We start from the raw sequence: 16480 nt of genomic DNA on the forward strand, positions 1-16480 counted from the left end.
TGCCTGCACCTCACGAGGACTGAACCATGCGTCACCGCCACGGACTCCGTAAACTCAATCGCACCAGCAGCCACCGCGAGGCCATGCTTCGCAACATGTGCAATTCGCTGCTGCGCCACGAGGTCATCAAGACCACCCTGCCCAAGGCCAAGGAGCTGCGCCGGGTGGTCGAGCCCCTCATCACCCTCGGCAAGAAGCCGTCGCTGGCCAACCGGCGTCTGGCTTTCGACCGTCTGCGCGATCGCGAGATGGTGGTCAAGATCTTCAATGATCTCGGCCCGCGCTACGCCAACCGCAACGGCGGCTATCTGCGCATTCTGAAGTACGGCTTTCGTGTCGGCGACAACGCGCCCATGGCCTACATCGAGCTGATGGACCGGCCCGAGCAGGCCCCGGCCGAGCAGCCGGCGGCGCAGGCCTGAGCAGCGCTGAATCCGCCGGCCGCCCCGGGCGGTCGGCCGACCACGGGCGTCCGGGCGTGTCAGCGCGCGCGGACGCCCGTGTCGTTTGCGGCGCCGGGTCGGATGCGCACGCGGTCATCCGGGTCGACGGGCTGGTCAAGACCTTCGGCAGTCACCGTGCGGTCAACGGCCTGGGGTTCGAAGTGCGCCCCGGAGAGTGCTTCGGGCTGCTCGGCCCCAACGGGGCCGGCAAGAGCACGACATTGCGGCTGCTGATCGGGCTGGCCCGCGCAGACGCCGGACGTATCGATCTGCTCGGGCTTTCCATTCCCGAGCGCGCTCGCGAGGCGCGCGCCCTGATCGGCGTCGTGCCGCAGGCCGATGCGCTCGACCCCGATTTCACCGTCGCCGAGAATCTGATGGTCTTCGGCCGTTACTTCGGATTGCCCAGGGCGCTGATCGCCTCACGCATTCCCGATCTCCTCGACTTCGCCGGGTTGGCCGGCAAGCGCGATGCGCGCATCGGGGAACTCTCCGGTGGCATGAAGCGTCGCCTTACGCTGGCCCGCGCCCTGGTCAACGACCCGCAACTGCTGTTCCTGGATGAACCCACCACCGGGCTCGATCCGCAGGCGCGGCATCTCATCTGGGACCGCCTCAAGCAGCTGCTGCGCCGGGGCAAGACGATCCTGCTCACCACCCATTTCATGGAGGAGGCCCAGCGGTTGTGCGATCGGCTGGCCATCGTCGACCACGGACGCCTGATCGCGCAGGCGGCGCCTGAAGCGCTGATCGCCGAGCAGATCGAGCCGGAGGTGATCGAGATCGTGGCCGAGGATGCGACCCGCTGGGCAGCCCTTGCGCAGGCCACGGCAGGCTGCGCCCGCGTGGAATCGGTGGGCGAGACGGTATTCGCCTACTGCACCGACCCGCGCCCGCTTTCCTCCGCGCTCGCCGCGCATGGCGGCTTGCGCTGGATGCTGCGCCCCGCCAGCCTGGAGGATGTGTTCCTGAAGCTCACCGGCCGCGATCTGCGCGACTGATTCGCAGCTGCGACATGACCGTCCCAACCAGCCCTCCCGCCTTGACCGCGTCCCCGACAGGCCGCGCGCCGTCGCTGCTGCGGCTGCCACGGCCGAGCCTGCGTTTCCTGCCGATCTACCGCCGCAACCTGCTGGTCTGGCGCAAGCTTGCCGTGGCCTCCGTGCTGGGCAACATCGCCGACCCGCTGATCACGCTGGTGGCCTTCGGCTACGGGCTTGGCCGCCTCCTCAACGAAGTCGAGGGCGTGCCCTACATCGTGTTCCTCGCGGCGGGTTCGGCCTGCATGAGCACCGCGATGGCGGCGAGCTTCGAATCGCTTTACTCGGCCTACTCGCGCATGCAGGTGCAGCAGACCTGGGCCTCGATCATGAATGCGCCTGTCGACCTCGACGACGTGCTCATCGCCGAGTGGCTTTGGGCAGCCACCAAGGGCCTGTTCTCGGGCCTGGCCATCACCGCGGTGATCCTTGCGCTGGGCCTCTCGCGCGAGCCCACCCTGCTCGCATTGCCGCTGGTGGTGATGCTCACCGGCCTGGCCTTCTCGGGCATCGGCCTGTGCTTCAACGCGCTGGCCCGGGGCTATGACTTCTTCACCTACTACTTCACCCTGGTGATCACGCCGATGGTCTTCCTGTCGGGGGTCTACTATCCGCGCGACACCCTGCCGGAATGGCTCGCGGCGATCGCCTCGGCGCTGCCGCTGGCGGCGGCAGTGGATCTGGCCCGGCCGCTGGTGCTGGGTCAATGGCCGGCGCAGGCGGCCTGGCGGATCAGCCTGCTGCTCGGCTTTGCGCTGGTGTCATTCGGCATTGCGCTGGTGCTCACCCGTCGACGCTTTCGGGTGTGAGCGGCGCGCCAGTCGCTCGGGTGAACTGAGGAAGCGGCGGGCCCGGAAATAGCCCAGCATGCCGGCGGCGATCAGCGCCATGGCCGCCATCGCCCACCAGAACCCGGCCGGCGACCGCGTACCCGGGATCACCTCGAAGTTCATGCCGAAGACCCCGGTGATCAGGGTGAGCGGCATGAACACCGCCGTGAGCGTGGTCAGGGTGCGCATGATCTCGTTGGTGCGATGCGCGGTCGACGAGAAGTGCAGCTGCACCGCCGTCTCCAGCGAGGCCTCCAGGCGGCGGGTGTGGTTGAGGACCCGGTTCACATGCTCGATCAGGTCGCCGGTGCGCACCCGGAGCGGATCGGTGATGCCCACGAAGCCCGGTGGATGGGCCATGCCCGGACGGCCGGGATCGGCCCTGGCCTGATCGAGCCGCTCGTCGCGCCACTCCTGGATGGCGTCGAGCTGCTCCTCGCAGAGATGCTCGAGCTTGCGCAGCTCGCCGCGGGCCTCGAGCAGCGCGAGCCAGTCCTGGAAGGGGCGCCTCGGATCGAGCAGCAGACGCTGCCAGCGGTCGAGCTGCGCGGTGAGCGGCTGGCGCAGTTCCAGGTAGCGGTCGACCATGCCGTTGAGCAGCCGCAGCATCAGCTCCTCGGGGGATTCCGGCAGGCGCTGCCGGGGACCGCGCTCGGCGAGCAGTCTTTCGCGCAGGGCCGGCACGGTGCGGCTGTCTGGCGCGTGCAGGGTGACCAGGCAACCCGGGAACAGGAAGAACACCGTGGGCCGGGTGCGGATGCGCAGCATGGCGGCACCCTCATCCGGAGGGGCCGCGGAGGCCAGCCCGCGAAAGATGATCATCTCGTAGTCACGGGTGGCCACGAAGTGTGAGGGATGCTGGCGGTTGCCGGCGTCGACCAGGTGATCCTCGAACACCGCCACCCCCGTGAGCGCCGACACTGGCGCCGGCCACAGGCCTGCCTCGTCGTGCTCGCAGTCCACCCACAGCCAGCCCGTGCCAGCCTCGTGCCGCGCAATGCCGGGCAGCGCCCGGACCTCTCCGGGCGCGAACTGCAGCACCTTCATGGACGCGCCGCGACCGCCGCCGCTCAGCGCTCGGCCAGCCAGCCGGCGGCGTCGAGCGCGTAGTAGGTGAGGATGCCGTCGGCGCCGGCGCGGCGCATCGCGAGCAGTGACTCGAGCGCCACCGTGCGTTCGTCGAGCCAGCCGTTGGCGCTGGCGGCCTTGATCATCGCGTACTCGCCGCTGACCTGGTACACGAAGGTGGGCATCGAGAAGGCATCCTTCACGCGCCGCACGATGTCCAGATAGGGCAGGCCGGGCTTGACCATGACCATGTCGGCGCCTTCCTGGATGTCGAGGGCCACCTCGCGCAGTGCCTCGTCGGTGTTGGCCGGATCCATCTGGTAGGTCTTCTTGTTGCTCTTGCCGAGGTTGCTGGCCGAGCCCACCGCATCGCGGAACGGGCCGTAGAAGCCCGAGGCGTACTTGGCGCTGTAGGCCATGATCCGGGTGTGGATCAGGCGCGCGTCCTCGAGGGCATGGCGCAGGGCGCCCACCCGGCCGTCCATCATGTCCGAGGGCGCCACGATGTCGATGCCCGCCTGCGCCTGGGCCACCGCCTGGCGAACCAGGATGGCGGTGGTCTCGTCGTTCAGCACATAGCCGGTGTCGTCGAGCACGCCATCCTGGCCGTGGCTGGTGAAGGGATCGAGCGCCACATCGGCCAGCAGGCCGAGTTCCGGGAAGCGTTTCTTGAGTTCGCGGGCGGCGCGGGGAATCAGCCCGTCGGGGTCAGTGGCCACGATGCCGTCGGGCGTCTTGATCGCGGGATCGATCACCGGAAAGAGCGCGAGCACCGGCACGCCGAGCTCGAGGCAGCGTTCGGCCACCGGGAAGAGCAGGTCGATGCTGTGACGCTCCACGCCGGGCATCGAGCCCACCGGATGCCGCTTGCCGCTGCCTTCGTGCACGAACACCGGATAGATGAAGTGGTCGGCCGCGAGCGAGGTCTCGCGCATCATGCGGCGGGAGAAGTCGTCGCGACGCATCCGGCGCGGCCGGATGGCGGGAAACTGGTGTTCGAGGGACGGTCTGGCGGCGGTCACGGCGGTCGCTCCTTGGCGCGGGATGGGGGGGCTGCGGCCCGATCGCCGCAGTTATACCCGAAACCCGACTCAGACCAGGGGTCTTGCGCCAGCTTCTGGTGCGCCCTGTGCGGCGGTGTCGGGTGCGAGCCAGGCCTCGATCCGTGCGCGGGTCTCGTCGAGGCCGAGCCTGGCGTTGGCCGAGAAGACGATCACCTCGATGCCGCGGCCCGGGAAGGCGGCAGCGAGCGCCGCGCTCACCGAGCGGCGGACCTTCTGCCGCTGCTCATGGCCGAACTTGTCGCTCTTGGTGAGCAGCACCAGCAGTCCGACCGCCGGATCGATCCAGTCGAGCATGGCGGCATCGGCGGGCGTGAGTTCGCGCCGGATGTCGAGCATGACCACCACGCCCTTGAGCGAGCGCCGGTTGCGCAGATACGGGCCGGCCAGCGAATCCCAGCCGGACTTCACGCCCAGCGGCACCTTGGCATAGCCGTAGCCCGGGGTGTCGACCAGGAACGCCGACACCGTGTCGGCGGCGCCGAGCGTGAAGAAGTTCAGCGCCTGCGTGCGACCGGGGGTACGACTGGCGAAGGCGAGCCGGCGCCGTTCGCACAGGGTGTTGATTGCCGTGGACTTGCCGGAATTGGATCGACCCACGAAGGCCACCTCGGGGGGGCCTTCGGCGGGCATCTGCCGGGGCAGGGCGACGGTGGTGGCGAATCGGGCGGTGCTCAGGAGGCGCATGAGGCGTCGGATGACCTCCGACCTTTGGCTTGCGGTAGAATCGAGAGTTTACGTGACTCGCCTATCCCACCCTCTGCTCGTGAGCGTCGCATGATGTTCCTTTCCTCCTGTGGTCGGCCCGAGATCCGGTCCGGCAGTGGCCTGGGCCGTGCAGGCCTGCATGTGGCGCGCCTGATGGCCGGGCTTGCCGTCGGCCTGATCGTCCTGACGGGCAGCGCCCACGCACAAGCCCAGGCGCCGGCCAAGGTCGATCCTGCCAAGGGTCAGCAGAAAGCGGCCGAGGTCTGCGCCGCCTGCCACGGTGCGGACGGCAACAGCGCCAGTCCGGCCAACCCCAAGCTGGCCGCCCAGCACGCTGACTACCTGACCAAGCAGTTGCGCAACTTCAAGGTTCAGCCGGGCGCCAAGGAAGCGGAGCGGGCCAATGCCGTGATGGCCGGGTTCGCGGCCACGCTTTCCGATGAGGACATGCGCAACCTCTCGGCCTGGTTCGCCTCGCAGAAGCTCAAGCCTGCGGCCGCCCGCAACAAGGACACCGTCGAGCTCGGTCAGAAGATCTACCGGGGCGGCATTGCCGCCAAGTCGGTGGCGGCCTGCGCCGGCTGCCACAGTCCGAACGGCGCCGGCATTCCGGCCCAGTATCCGCGCCTGGGCGGCCAGTTCGCCGAGTACACCGAGGCCCAGCTGGTTGCCTTCCGTCAGGGCGCGCGCAAGAACAGCGCCCAGATGTCCGCGATCGCCGCGCGGCTCTCCGACGCCGAAATCAAGGCGGTCTCCGACTACATCGCCGGCCTGCGCTGATCGGGCCTTTCGTCCGGCCGCGCCCCTGGGGGCGGCCGGTGGGCGTTCAGCGGGTTTCGGGCGCCGATGCTGGCGACGCAGCCGGTGCGCCCGCGGCGGCAGGTGCCCGAGGCTTTCCCGCCTTGCCGGCGGATGGCGGTTCCGGCGGCTTGGGCAGCACCAGCGGGCCGCGCTGGCCGCAGGCACCGAGCAGGCATGCCGCAAGCGCGCCTGCGCCCAGCATGGCTGCCACGCGGCCGGATTTCATGAGGGCACTCTAGCATGACCGAACCCGAGTTCCAGGCCGAGTGCGATCGCCTGCTCACCGCCATCGAGGACGCGCTCGATGCCTGCGGCGCCGATGTCCAGAGCGGTCGCAGCGGCCCTGTCCTGGAGATCGAGTTCGAGGATGACTCGCGCCTGATCGTGAACGGCAACGCGCCGGTTCGCGAGATGTGGGTGGCGGCCCGCTCCGGCGGCTTCCACTTCCGCCATGACGGCGCGGTCTGGCGCGACACACGCAGCGGCGATGAGCTTTTCGCCAGCCTGTCGCGACTGGTCAGCGCCCAGTCTGGGCAGCCGGTTCGGCTGAGCGACCCGGGCTGACCGGCGCGGGCTTGCCCGCCGGCGCCGTCTCGGCGTAGTAGAACTCGCCGTTGACTTCCACGATGCCTTCCGGCGGGGTGGGCGTCTGGTCGGGCACCCCGGCGAGCGCCTTGCCCATGTAGGTCATCCAGATCGGCAGCGCGAGGCCGCCGCCGGTCTCGCGGTCGCCGAGCTTGCGCGGCTGGTCATGGCCCACCCAGGTGACGGCCACCACCGCGGGCGAGTAGCCCGCGAACCACGCGTCATGGGAGTCGTTGGTGGTGCCGGTCTTGCCGGCCAGATCGGAGCGGTTCAGCGACAGCGCGCGTCGGGCCGTGCCATTGCGCACCACGCCGCGCAGCATGCTGTCCATGATGAAGGCATTGCGGGCATCGATCGCCCGCGTGTTCTCGTCGCCGGCCTTCACCGGGCTGGACTGGGCCAGCACCCGGCCCGAGGCATCGGTGATCCGGGTGATCAGGTAGGGCTCGATGCGGTAGCCGCCGTTGGCGAACACCGAATAGGCTCCGACCATCTGCCAGGGGGTCACCGAGCCGGCGCCCAGGGCCATGGTCAGATAGGCCGGGTGCTTGTCTTCGTCGAATCCGAAACGGGCGATGTAGTCCTGCGCGTAGCGCGGGCCGATCGCCTGCAGGATGCGGATCGAGACCATGTTCTTGGACTGTGCCAGCGCCTGCCGCATGCGCATCGGCCCCTCGAACTTGCCGTCGTAGTTCTTGGGCTCCCAGACCTGCCCGCCGGTGAGCGCGGGGTTCACGGTGAAGGGCGCATCATCGATCACCGATGACGGCGTGAAGCCCTTCTCGAGCGACGCCGAATAGATGAAGGGCTTGAAGCTCGAGCCGGGCTGACGCCAGGCCTGGGTGACCCGGTTGAACTTGTTGCGGCTGAAATCGAAGCCGCCCACCAGAGCGCGTACCGCGCCGTCTTCGGGGCTGCAGGCGACCAGTGCCGCCTGCACCTCGGGCAGCTGCGTGATCTCCCAGTCGGACTTCAGCGCCGCGATCCGGATCACCGCGCCGCGCCGCAGCCGGCGTGCCACCGGTGCGCGTTCGGAGAGTGCGGACGCCGCGAACTTCAGGCCGTCGCCGCCGATGGTGATCACGGTGCCGCGGCCACGCGACACCCGCACCGCCCGCGCATCGGCCTCGAGCACGACCGCGGTCCGGAACTCCTCGACATCGGGGGTTTCGTCGAGGGCGGTCTCGATCAGCGCATCGACGCCGCTCGGACCGGCGGGCAGGTCGATGTAGCGTTCAGGGCCACGGTAGCCGTAGCGGCGGTCATAGTCGATGACGCCCTGGCGGACCGCGGCCGTGGCCACCCGCTGCTCGGCGGCACGGATGGTGGTGTGCACGCTGATGCCGGCGGTGTAGATGTCGTCCTTGAAGAGGTCGTAGGCCAGCAGCCGGGCGAGTTCGGCGGCGTAGGGCGCCTGCTGGGCGAGCTCGCCCGCCGGCGAGGCGTAGCGCAGGGTCTGCTTCAGCGCCGCCTGATACTCGTCCTCGGTCAGCGAACCGATCTCGTGCATGCGCGCGAGGATGTAGTGCTGGCGCTCGGTGGCGCGTTTGGGATTGACCAGCGGGTTGTAGAGCGAGGGCGCCTTGGGCAGGCCCGCGAGCATCGCGGCCTCGGCGGGTGTGAGCTGATCGAGGGTCTTGCCGAAGTAGATGCGCGCCGCCGCGGCGAATCCGTAGGCCCGCTTGCCCAGGAAGATCTGGTTCATGTAGACCTCGAGGATCTGCTCCTTGGTCAGGCTCTCCTCGATGCGAAGGGCCAGCATGGCCTCGTAGATCTTGCGGGTGTAGGTCTTCTCGCTCGACAGATAGAAATTGCGCGCGACCTGCTGGGTGATGGTGCTTGCCCCCTGGTCGCGGCCGCCCGAGAACAGGTTCGACAACGCAGCCCGCGCGATGCCCTTGAAATCGATGCCGCCGTGCTCGAAGAAACGGGAGTCCTCGGCGGCAAGCACCGCGTTCTTCATCAGCGCGGGCACCTGACCGATGCGCACCACGCTGCGCCGCTCGTCACCGTATTCGCCGAGCAGCTCGCCCTCCGCCGAGTAGATGCGCAGCGGCACCTTCGGCCGGTAGTCGGTGAGCTCGTCGAGCGCGGGCAGCCGATCGCTGGCGAGCATCACCATCAGCGCCAGCGCGAGTGCGCCGGCGAGCGCGAGCGCCACCGGCACGCCCAGCAGCAGCAGGATCGCGCGTGCCCAGGGCGATGCGGACTTGCGCGAGGACGGGGATGCGTCGGAGATGGCGGGGCCTTCAGGTGGGTTGCGATGCTGCGGAAAGCATCTTCAGGCGCGCTGATTATACGGGCCGGGTCCGGGTCGGGACCGGCCGCGGTGCGCCTGTCCGCGACGACCGGCGGCGCCGTCGATGCGCCGGGATCGACCGTCCATGGGGGCCGAAAACGAGGAATAAGTCACAGGTCGCCGGATGGTCGGCTGCGTACGACGGAAGGGCGACGGGGCGCGTGGTGGCTCGCGCAAAAGCCACTAGAGTGTCCAGACCCGGAATCGGCCTTGAGCCAGCGTCTCATGTTCATGACGCAACTGCTTTTGCCGGAAGGGTTTTCCCCGGGTCAGCACAGAGGACAAATTGGGTCTGAAGCTTCCAGCACTGTTCACCCGCTCGTCGCCGGGCCTGCTCGGCATCGACATCAGTTCGTCCGGCATCAAGGCGGTCGAACTGGTGCCGGGCAGCAAGGCCGCGATCCGCCTGCAGCGTTATGTGATCGAGCCGCTGGACGAGGGCGCGATCGCCGACGGCAACATCGAAAACCCCGACATGGTGGCCGAGGCGCTGGCGCGCGCGATCCGTCGCATGAACACCCGGACCCGCGATGTCGCCCTGGCCATGCCGGCCTCGGCAGTGATCACCAAGCGGATCAGCCTCCCCGCGGGCCTGAGCGATGAAGAGTATGAGTTCCAGGTCGAGTCGGAAGCCAGCCAGTACGTGCCCTTCGCCATCGAGGAGGTGAGCCTCGACTTTCAGGTGGTCGGTCCTTCGCCGAACGATCCCTCCGAGGTCGATGTGATGCTGGCGGCCTCGCGCCGCGAGAAGGTCGAGGACCGCGTGGCGGTGGCCGAGATGTGCGGCCTGCGCCCGACGATCGTCGATGTCGACTCGCTTGCCGCCAGGGCTGCGCTCGACCATGTCACCGCGTTCATGCCCGGTGCCGGGCAGGGCATGGTCCTGGCGGTCTTCGACATCGGCCAGATGGTCACCCGTGTTTCCATGGTCTTCAACGGCGAGACCGTGTTCGAGCGCGAGCAGGCCTTCGGCGGCCAGCAGCTCACCCTGGACCTCATGCGCCTGTACGGCCTGAGCCAGGAGGAGGCCGAGCTCAAGAAGAAAACCGGCGAACTGCCGGACAACTATCAGGCCGACGTGCTCGCGCCGTTCCTGGAGCAGGGCGCGAGCGACCTTGCGCGTGCCCTGCAGTTCTTCTACACATCCACCCCGTACACCCGGGTGGACCGCATCTTCCTGGCTGGCGGCGCCTGCGTGGTTCCCGGCCTGTCGGAGGCGATCGCCGAGCGGGCACAGGCGCCGGCCGAGATCCTCACGCCCTTTCAGGGCATGGAGATCGCCGAGTCGATCCGCGAGCGGCAGCTGCGCTTCGATGCGCCGGCCCTCGTCACCGCCTGCGGGCTTGCGCTGCGGAGGTTCAGCGAGTGATCCGCATCAACCTGCTGCCGCACCGGGAACGCCTGCGCGAGAAGCGCAAGAAGGAGTTCGTCACCCTGGCCCTTCTGGTGGCGCTGCTTGGCCTGGTGAGCGCTGCCGCGGTTTCGGTGGCCATCGCCGCCCTCGAGGAGGGACAGCGGGCGCGCAATGTGTTCATCGAGAATGCCAACCGGAAACTCGAGGCCGAGATCAAGGAGATCGGCCAGCTGCGCCAGGAGATCGAGGCGCTGACCGCACGCCAGAACGCGGTGGAGAGCCTGGAGCGCGATCGCACCATTCCGGTCCACCTCTTTGACGAGCTGGTCCGGCGGGTGCCCAATGGCATGACCCTGCGCACGATGAAGCAGGATGGTTCGCGTCTGTTCCTCACGGGTCTGGCGCAGTCCAACGCCCAGGTGTCGGCGCTCTACAAGACCCTGGCCAACGACACGGTGTGGCTCGAGCGGCCGGAGCTCATCGAGATCAGGGCCGGTCAACCGGTGCCCGGCCAGATGCCCGGCCGCGAAGCCCGGCTGGTGTTCGAGTTCTCGATGATCGCCGGCATCCGTTCCCGCACCGATGTCGAGCGGGCCGAGAAGAAGGCCGCCGCCGACGCGGCGACCAAGGCGGCGGCTGGCGCCGTGCCGCCCGCCGGCGCGCCGCCCGCGCCAAAGAAGTGACGCCGCCATGCCCAGTCTGAAGATGCCATCGATCGACCTCGCCGCGGTCGGCCGCCAGTTCGAGGGCCTGCAGGGCCGCCATCCCGGCCTGTGGCCGCCGCTGCCGCGGGCGATCCTGCTTGCCGCCGTGTTCCTCGTCGTGCAGGTGCTGGCCGCGATCCTGTTCTGGAGCACCCAGATTGCCGATCTGAAATCCGGTGAGGAGCGTGAAGTCGTCCTGAAGCAGCAGTACGCCGAGAAGCTGTCCAGTGCGATCAACCTGGATGTGCTGCGCGGCCAGAAGCGGCAGGTGGCGCTGTACGTGGCCCAGCTCGAGAAGCAGCTGCCCAACCGCGCCGAGATGGACGCGCTGCTGTCCGACATCACGCAGGCCGGGCATGCCCGTGGACTGGAGCTGGTGCTGTTCAAGCCGGGCCAGCCTGCGGCGCGCGAGTTCTATGCCGAGCTGCCGATCGGCATCCGCATGACGGGCGGCTATCACGAGCTGGCGGGCTTTGCGAGCGACATTGCGAACCTGGCGCGGATCGTCACCCTCAACAACATCAGCGTGACCGCCAGCGAGCGGAACACCACGCTCACCATGGATGCCGTGGTCAAGACCTACCGCTACCTCGATCCCGACGAGGTCAGCAGCACGCAGCGCGCCAAGGCCAAGGCAGGGGGTGGCAAATGATCCGCGGGCGTGCCGGGCTCGTCCTGCTGCTTGCCGGTCTGCTGGCTGGCTGTGCCGATGACCAGGCGGAACTGACCGCCTGGATGGCCGAGAAGCGCGAACAGACGGCCAAGCTCAAGCAAAAGCTCGATCCGCCGAAAAAACCGGTGGCGTTCCGCTACGAGGCGAATGATCTGGTCGAGCCCTTCGCGATGGCCAGGATCGCCGTGTCGGCGGAGCCGATCGCAACCCGCGGCGGCGGCACTGGTCCGCGACCGGATCAGAACCGTCGCCGCGAGGCGCTGGAGAGCTTCCCGCTGGACACCATCCGGCTGGTGGGACATCTGACCAGCGGCGGCCAGCAGTTCGCGCTGCTGCAGGTGGGCAAGACAGTCCACCAGGTGAAGGTGGGAAATCATGTCGGCACCAATTTCGGGAAGGTGGTGAAGATCACCGAGACCGAGGTGCTGGTCCGCGAATGGGTGCAGGACGGTTCCGGCGACTGGTCCGAGAGGGACAACTCGCTGCGGCTCCAGGGGGTCAGGTGATGATCAGATCGAAGACAGTGCTTTCGCGATGGCGCACGGCGACGGCATGCTGCCTCTGGCTGGCGGCCTCGGCCCATGCCCAGGCTCCCGCCCAGCCGGCGGCATCGGCGCCTGCCGCGACCCAGGCGCCCGCCCAGATCCAGGTGCAGGTGCAGGTGAATGCACCGGCGCCGGCCCAGGTTCAGGTTCAGACGCCGGGTGGCGCCGAGGCCCAGGCCGCGACGCCTCCCCCCGCCCCGGCCCGGGTCCAGCCCAACGCCGTGGAGGCGGTGACGGCTCTGGTGCAGGGCTCCGGCACCCTCTTGCGGATCCGGCTGAAGAATCCGCCGGCCGCCATGCCGGGTGGCTTCTCGATCAACACGCCGCCGCGGATCGCCCTGGATTTTCCTGATACCGAGAACAAGGCGGGCCAGTCGAGCCTGGAGCTCGCTCAGGGCGATGTGCGCAGCGTCGCGCTGGTTCAGGCCGGCGGTCGCATGCGCGTGGTGCTCAACCTCAAGCGGCCGATGGCCTACACCACCACCATCGAGGGCAGCACCGTGCTGGTCGCGCTCGCGCCGGCGGCGGCCGAACCCGCCGCCGAGAGCGCCACCCGCTTCAGCCCCTTGCCCGCGGTCGGCGCCGCCGCCGTCACGCCGGCGGGTGCGCGGCATGCGCTGCGCGACATCGACTTCCGGCGTGGCAAGGCCGGCGAGGGCCGGGTGGTGGTCGACCTGTCCAGCGCCGGAGTCGGCGTGGACATCCGGCAGCAGGGCCAGACGCTGGTCGTGGACTTCCTCAACAGCCGGCTGCCGGAGAACCTGCGCCGTGTGCTCGATGTGAATGACTTCGGCACGCCGATCCGTTCGGTGCGCGCCTCCCAGCAGGGCGAAAACGCCCGGCTGGTGATCGAGCCGCAGGGTCTGTGGGAACACAACGCCTACCAGAGCGACAGCCAGTTCGTGGTCGAGGTCAGGCCGGTGCGCGAGGACCCGACCCGGGTGGGCGGTCCGCAGGGCTACCGCGGCGAGCGCCTGTCGCTGAACTTCCAGAATGTCGATGTGCGTGCGCTGCTTCAGGTGATCGCCGACTTCACCAACCTGAACATCGTCACCAGCGACTCGGTGACCGGCAATGTCACCCTGCGGCTGAAGGATGTGCCCTGGGATCAGGCGCTGGACATCGTGCTGCAGGCCAAGGGCCTGGACATGCGCAAGAGCGGCAATGTGGTCCTGATTGCGCCGCGCGAGGAACTCGCCGCCAAGGAAAAGCTCGAACTCGAGGCTCGTCAGCAGATCGCCGACATCGAGCCGGTGCGCACCGAGATCTTCCAGCTCAACTACCAGAAGGCCGAGAACCTCGCCAAGCTGCTCTCCGATCCGCGCCAGCCCGTGCTGTCCAAGCGCGGCAGCGCGGTGTTCGACGCGCGCACCAACAAGCTGTTCATCCAGGACACCGCGCAGCGGCTGGAGTCGGTACGCAAGCTGATCTCGCAGGTCGACATCTCGGTGCGCCAGGTGCTGATCGAGGCCCGGATCGTCGAGGCCGACGACAAGTTCTCGCGCAATCTCGGCGTCAAGCTCGGGCTCAACGACATCTCGTCCACCCGCTACCGCACTGTGAGCGTCACTGACCCGGTGACCGGCACGCCCACCGCCCTCAATGTGCCGACCTACGGTGCCGGCCAGAGCCTTGTCGGCGGCACTTTCGGCACCGTCTCGGGCAACCTGCGTGGCGTCAACGATCTGTCCTCCCAGGCGGGTTCCGACCTGTCGGGTCTGAATGCGGCCGGACTGGGGCGGCTGACTGCCCTCGAGAACACGAACTTCGTGAACCTGCCGGCCACGCCGATCTCGGGTTCGAGCCCGGCGAGCTTCGCGATCAGCCTGTTCGGCTCCAGCCTCACCCGGTTCCTGAACCTCGAGCTTTCGGCCCTGGAATCCGACCAGCGCGGCAAGATCATCTCGAGTCCGAGGGTGCTCACCGCCGACCAGAGCAAGGCCTCGATCGAGCAGGGTACCGAGCTGCCCTTCCAGCAGGCCACCGCCAGCGGCGCGACCGCGGTCTCCTTCCGCAAGGCCAGCCTTCGGCTGGAGGTCACCCCGCAGATCACGCCCGAGGGCAATGTCATCCTCGATGTGGCGGTCAACCGCGATCAGGTCGGCCAGCTCACCACCTCCGGCTTCGCGATCGACACCCGCGCGGTGCGCACGCAGGTGCTGGTGGAGAACGGCGGCACCGTCGTGATCGGCGGCATCTACGAGCAGATCGAGCGCAACCTCACCAGCAAGGTGCCGCTGCTGGGCGACCTGCCGGTGATCGGCAATGCCTTCAAGAACACACAGCGGCGCAACGATCGCACCGAACTGCTGGTCTTCCTCACCCCGAGGGTGGTGAACGATGTGGCCGCGGCGGCGCGCTGAAGCCCGCCTGCCATGACCACGCAAGTCATCCCGACCCGATTGATTCCGACCGAGAAACGACACATGACACCACCGATTGAATCCAGCCTGATGTCCCGGCTGATCGCGGCGATGCTGGCGCTGCTGCTGATGGTCTCGCTGGCCGCCTGCGGCGGCGGTGGCGGCTCCGGCGCGGGTGCGCAACCCTTCGGGTTCTCGGGCAGCAGCTCGTCCGGCTCAGACCCGGCAGCCGTGCAGGTCACCACCAGTGTGCCCTCCATCGGTTCGGACGGTCGTACCACCGCCTCCATCACCGCGATCGTCAAGGATGCCTCGAACCGGTCGATGGCCAACCAGGATGTGAAGTTCGCCACCACCGACACCGGCTCGGTGCTGCAGGTGGTCAACGCCCGCACCGACGCCAGCGGCACGGCCACGGCCACGCTGTCGATCTCCGATGCCGCCAATCGCACCATCACGGTCACCGCCACCACCGGGTCCCTGGTGAAGAGCGTGCCGGTGGCGGTGACGGGCACCCAGCTTTCGCTGAGCGGCCCGGCCACGCTGGTGGCCCAGGCGGCCAATGAATTCACCGTGAGCCTGCGCAACTCGGCCGGCACGGCCATTGCCGGCGCCGTGGTGGCGATCAAGTCGGCGGCCAGCAATGCGCTGTCGGCGGCCTCGGTCACCACCGACGCAGCCGGCCAGGCCCGGTTCACCGTGACCGGCACGGTCGGGGGCAGCGATACCCTCACCGCCAGCGCCGCAGCCCTGAACGCCAGTGCCACCCTGCCGGTGACCGTCTCGGGCACCCTGCTGTCCTTCCTCGATCCCGCGCCTTCGCAGGAGGTGCCGGTGTCGACGCTGCAGTCGGTCACGGTTCGGTATCTGGTCAACGGCGCACCGCAGGCCGGTCAGAGCGTGAGCTTCCTGGCCACGCGCGGCACGGTCACGCCGGCCACGGCCGCCACCGACGCCAATGGTCTGGCCACGACGACCATCACGGCCTCCACGGCGGGCATCTCGACCATCACCGCGGTTGCCGGCAGCCTCTCCAACCAGCAGCGGGTGGAGTTCGTCAGCCGCACGCCCGCCAAGATCACGCTCCAGGCCAGCCCCGCCAACATCGGCGTGAACCTCTCGAGCAGCGGCACCAGTTCCAGCCAGCTGATCGCGGTGGTGCGCGATGCCGCCGACAACCCGGTGAAGGGCTCGATCGTCAGCTTCGCGGCCCTGGCCGACCCGAGCAACGGCCGCATCGAACCTGCGGTGGCCACCACCGACAGCTCGGGCGTGGCCTCGGTGGCGTTCTTCCCGGGGGCCAATTCCACCGGCAACAACCAGATCGTGATCCGGGCCTCGCTGCCCGGCACCGCGATCAGCAGCCAGGCGACGCTGACCGCCTCCAAGCAGGAGCTGGTGGTGCGCATCGGCACCGGCAATCAGCTCGAGGCCACCGAGAGCACCAAGTACGCGATGCCCTGGACCGCGCTGGTCACCGACAGCGCCGGCAACCCGGTGGAGGGTGCGCTGGTCCAGGCCCAGCTGGTGGGCGTGAATTTCTTCAAGGGCCAGTACTTCTGGAATGGCACGGCCTGGCAGGCCAGCGGCGAGACCATCAGCAGCCCGCCCTTCCAGTGCGCAAGCGAAGACCTCAACGGCAACCTGCAGCTCGATCCGGGCGAAGACCTGAATGGCAACAACCTGCTCGACCCCGCCAATGTGGCCGTGACCCGGGTGCTGGCCACCGACAGCCGCACCGACAAGAGCGGCTTTGCCAACCTGCAGATCGAGTACCCGCGCGAGTACGCCAACTGGGCGACCGTGCGGCTGCGGGTGACCATCACCGCGATCGCCGGCACCGAGGTGTTCTCGCAGCGTCAGATCACCCTCCCGGTGCTGGCCTCGGACATCTCTGCGCAGACCGTCGCGCCGCCGGGATGGAAATCGCCCTTCGGCACCACCGCCAATTGCGCCAGCGCGAACTGATCGCCGCGCGCCCGTAGGCCGCAGGGGCGGCCAGGCCG

General features: G+C 68.7%; 15 protein-coding genes. 11 read left to right on the forward strand and 4 right to left on the reverse strand.

Going from position 1 to position 16480, the window contains the following annotated elements:
* Positions 1-26 precede the first annotated feature (26 nt).
* From rplQ to AC2H6A_RS02810, 3 genes are read left to right on the forward strand one after another with little or no spacing between them, the layout of a single operon-like run.
* Positions 27-422, forward strand: a complete 396-nt coding sequence (gene rplQ, locus AC2H6A_RS02800; protein ID WP_484271611.1) for a 50S ribosomal protein L17 — start codon at positions 27-29, stop codon at positions 420-422.
* Positions 423-478: 56 nt separating this feature from the next.
* Entirely contained in the window at positions 479-1444 is a 966-nt protein-coding gene (locus AC2H6A_RS02805) for an ATP-binding cassette domain-containing protein (RefSeq protein ID WP_484271612.1), read from the forward strand.
* A gap of 14 nt (positions 1445-1458) precedes the next feature.
* Positions 1459-2292, forward strand: coding sequence for an ABC transporter permease (locus tag AC2H6A_RS02810; RefSeq protein WP_484271613.1), 834 nt, complete (start codon positions 1459-1461; stop codon positions 2290-2292).
* Here AC2H6A_RS02810 and AC2H6A_RS02815 read toward each other — a convergent pair.
* The 3 genes from AC2H6A_RS02815 to yihA all read right to left on the reverse strand — a co-directional run bounded on the left by AC2H6A_RS02815 (position 2245) and on the right by yihA (position 5129).
* The gene (locus tag AC2H6A_RS02815) at positions 2245-3360 is read right to left on the reverse strand and encodes a magnesium transporter CorA family protein (protein WP_484271614.1); all 1116 of its coding nucleotides are present in this window, start codon (positions 3358-3360) and stop codon (positions 2245-2247) included. The genes AC2H6A_RS02810 and AC2H6A_RS02815 overlap by 48 nt on opposite strands.
* 23 nt (positions 3361-3383) lie before the next feature.
* Positions 3384-4403, reverse strand: a complete 1020-nt coding sequence (gene hemB / locus AC2H6A_RS02820; protein WP_484271615.1) for a porphobilinogen synthase — start codon at positions 4401-4403, stop codon at positions 3384-3386.
* A 69-nt stretch (positions 4404-4472) separates the two neighbouring features.
* A complete protein-coding gene (gene yihA, locus AC2H6A_RS02825) occupies positions 4473-5129 on the reverse strand; it encodes a ribosome biogenesis GTP-binding protein YihA/YsxC (protein ID WP_484271616.1) in 657 nt (218 codons plus the stop codon).
* Between the two features lie 174 nt (positions 5130-5303).
* Here yihA and AC2H6A_RS02830 point away from each other — a divergent pair, with 174 nt between their 5' ends.
* Both AC2H6A_RS02830 and cyaY read left to right on the forward strand, forming a co-directional pair.
* A complete protein-coding gene (locus AC2H6A_RS02830; RefSeq protein WP_484271632.1) occupies positions 5304-5930 on the forward strand; it encodes a c-type cytochrome in 627 nt (208 codons plus the stop codon).
* Between the two features lie 261 nt (positions 5931-6191).
* Complete coding sequence (gene cyaY / locus AC2H6A_RS02835; protein WP_484271617.1) at positions 6192-6515, forward strand: iron donor protein CyaY; 324 nt, start codon at positions 6192-6194, stop codon at positions 6513-6515.
* Here the strand turns inward: cyaY and AC2H6A_RS02840 are convergent.
* Entirely contained in the window at positions 6469-8703 is a 2235-nt protein-coding gene (locus tag AC2H6A_RS02840; protein ID WP_484271618.1) for a penicillin-binding protein 1A, read from the reverse strand. The two genes, cyaY and AC2H6A_RS02840, sit on opposite strands and share 47 nt — an antisense overlap.
* A 418-nt stretch (positions 8704-9121) precedes the next feature.
* Here AC2H6A_RS02840 and AC2H6A_RS02845 point away from each other — a divergent pair, with 418 nt between their 5' ends.
* From AC2H6A_RS02845 to AC2H6A_RS02870, 6 genes are all read left to right on the forward strand, one after another.
* A complete protein-coding gene (locus AC2H6A_RS02845; RefSeq protein WP_484271619.1) occupies positions 9122-10204 on the forward strand; it encodes a pilus assembly protein PilM in 1083 nt (360 codons plus the stop codon).
* A complete protein-coding gene (locus AC2H6A_RS02850; RefSeq protein ID WP_484271620.1) occupies positions 10201-10872 on the forward strand; it encodes a PilN domain-containing protein in 672 nt (223 codons plus the stop codon). Before AC2H6A_RS02845 ends, AC2H6A_RS02850 begins: the two co-directional genes overlap by 4 nt.
* Positions 10873-10879: 7 nt before the next feature.
* Complete coding sequence (locus tag AC2H6A_RS02855; protein ID WP_484271621.1) at positions 10880-11545, forward strand: type IV pilus inner membrane component PilO; 666 nt, start codon at positions 10880-10882, stop codon at positions 11543-11545.
* Positions 11542-12072, forward strand: coding sequence for a pilus assembly protein PilP (locus tag AC2H6A_RS02860; RefSeq protein ID WP_484271622.1), 531 nt, complete (start codon positions 11542-11544; stop codon positions 12070-12072). Before AC2H6A_RS02855 ends, AC2H6A_RS02860 begins: the two co-directional genes overlap by 4 nt.
* Positions 12073-12215: 143 nt before the next feature.
* Positions 12216-14474 carry a type IV pilus secretin PilQ gene (locus tag AC2H6A_RS02865; RefSeq protein WP_484271623.1) on the forward strand — a complete coding sequence of 753 codons (2259 nt, stop codon included), beginning with the start codon at positions 12216-12218 and terminating at the stop codon, positions 14472-14474.
* A 63-nt stretch (positions 14475-14537) separates the two neighbouring features.
* Positions 14538-16442 (forward strand): Ig-like domain-containing protein, encoded by a 1905-nt coding sequence (locus AC2H6A_RS02870; protein WP_484271624.1) that lies wholly within the window; start codon positions 14538-14540, stop codon positions 16440-16442.
* Positions 16443-16480 lie beyond the last annotated feature (38 nt).

Source organism: Quisquiliibacterium sp., from assembly GCF_982640115.1.

What these genes read in the sequence shown, in the direction of transcription:
- rplQ (WP_484271611.1), top strand. Translation starts at nt 27, where the DNA reads ATGCGTCACCGCCACGGACTCCGTAAACTCAATCGCACCAGCAGCCAC.
- AC2H6A_RS02810 (WP_484271613.1), top strand. Translation starts at nt 1,459, where the DNA reads ATGACCGTCCCAACCAGCCCTCCCGCCTTGACCGCGTCCCCGACAGGC.
- AC2H6A_RS02815 (WP_484271614.1), bottom strand. Translation starts at nt 3,360, where the DNA reads ATGAAGGTGCTGCAGTTCGCGCCCGGAGAGGTCCGGGCGCTGCCCGGC.
- yihA (WP_484271616.1), bottom strand. Translation starts at nt 5,129, where the DNA reads ATGCGCCTCCTGAGCACCGCCCGATTCGCCACCACCGTCGCCCTGCCC.
- AC2H6A_RS02830 (WP_484271632.1), top strand. Translation starts at nt 5,304, where the DNA reads ATGGCCGGGCTTGCCGTCGGCCTGATCGTCCTGACGGGCAGCGCCCAC.
- cyaY (WP_484271617.1), top strand. Translation starts at nt 6,192, where the DNA reads ATGACCGAACCCGAGTTCCAGGCCGAGTGCGATCGCCTGCTCACCGCC.
- AC2H6A_RS02855 (WP_484271621.1), top strand. Translation starts at nt 10,880, where the DNA reads ATGCCCAGTCTGAAGATGCCATCGATCGACCTCGCCGCGGTCGGCCGC.
- AC2H6A_RS02860 (WP_484271622.1), top strand. Translation starts at nt 11,542, where the DNA reads ATGATCCGCGGGCGTGCCGGGCTCGTCCTGCTGCTTGCCGGTCTGCTG.
- AC2H6A_RS02870 (WP_484271624.1), top strand. Translation starts at nt 14,538, where the DNA reads ATGACACCACCGATTGAATCCAGCCTGATGTCCCGGCTGATCGCGGCG.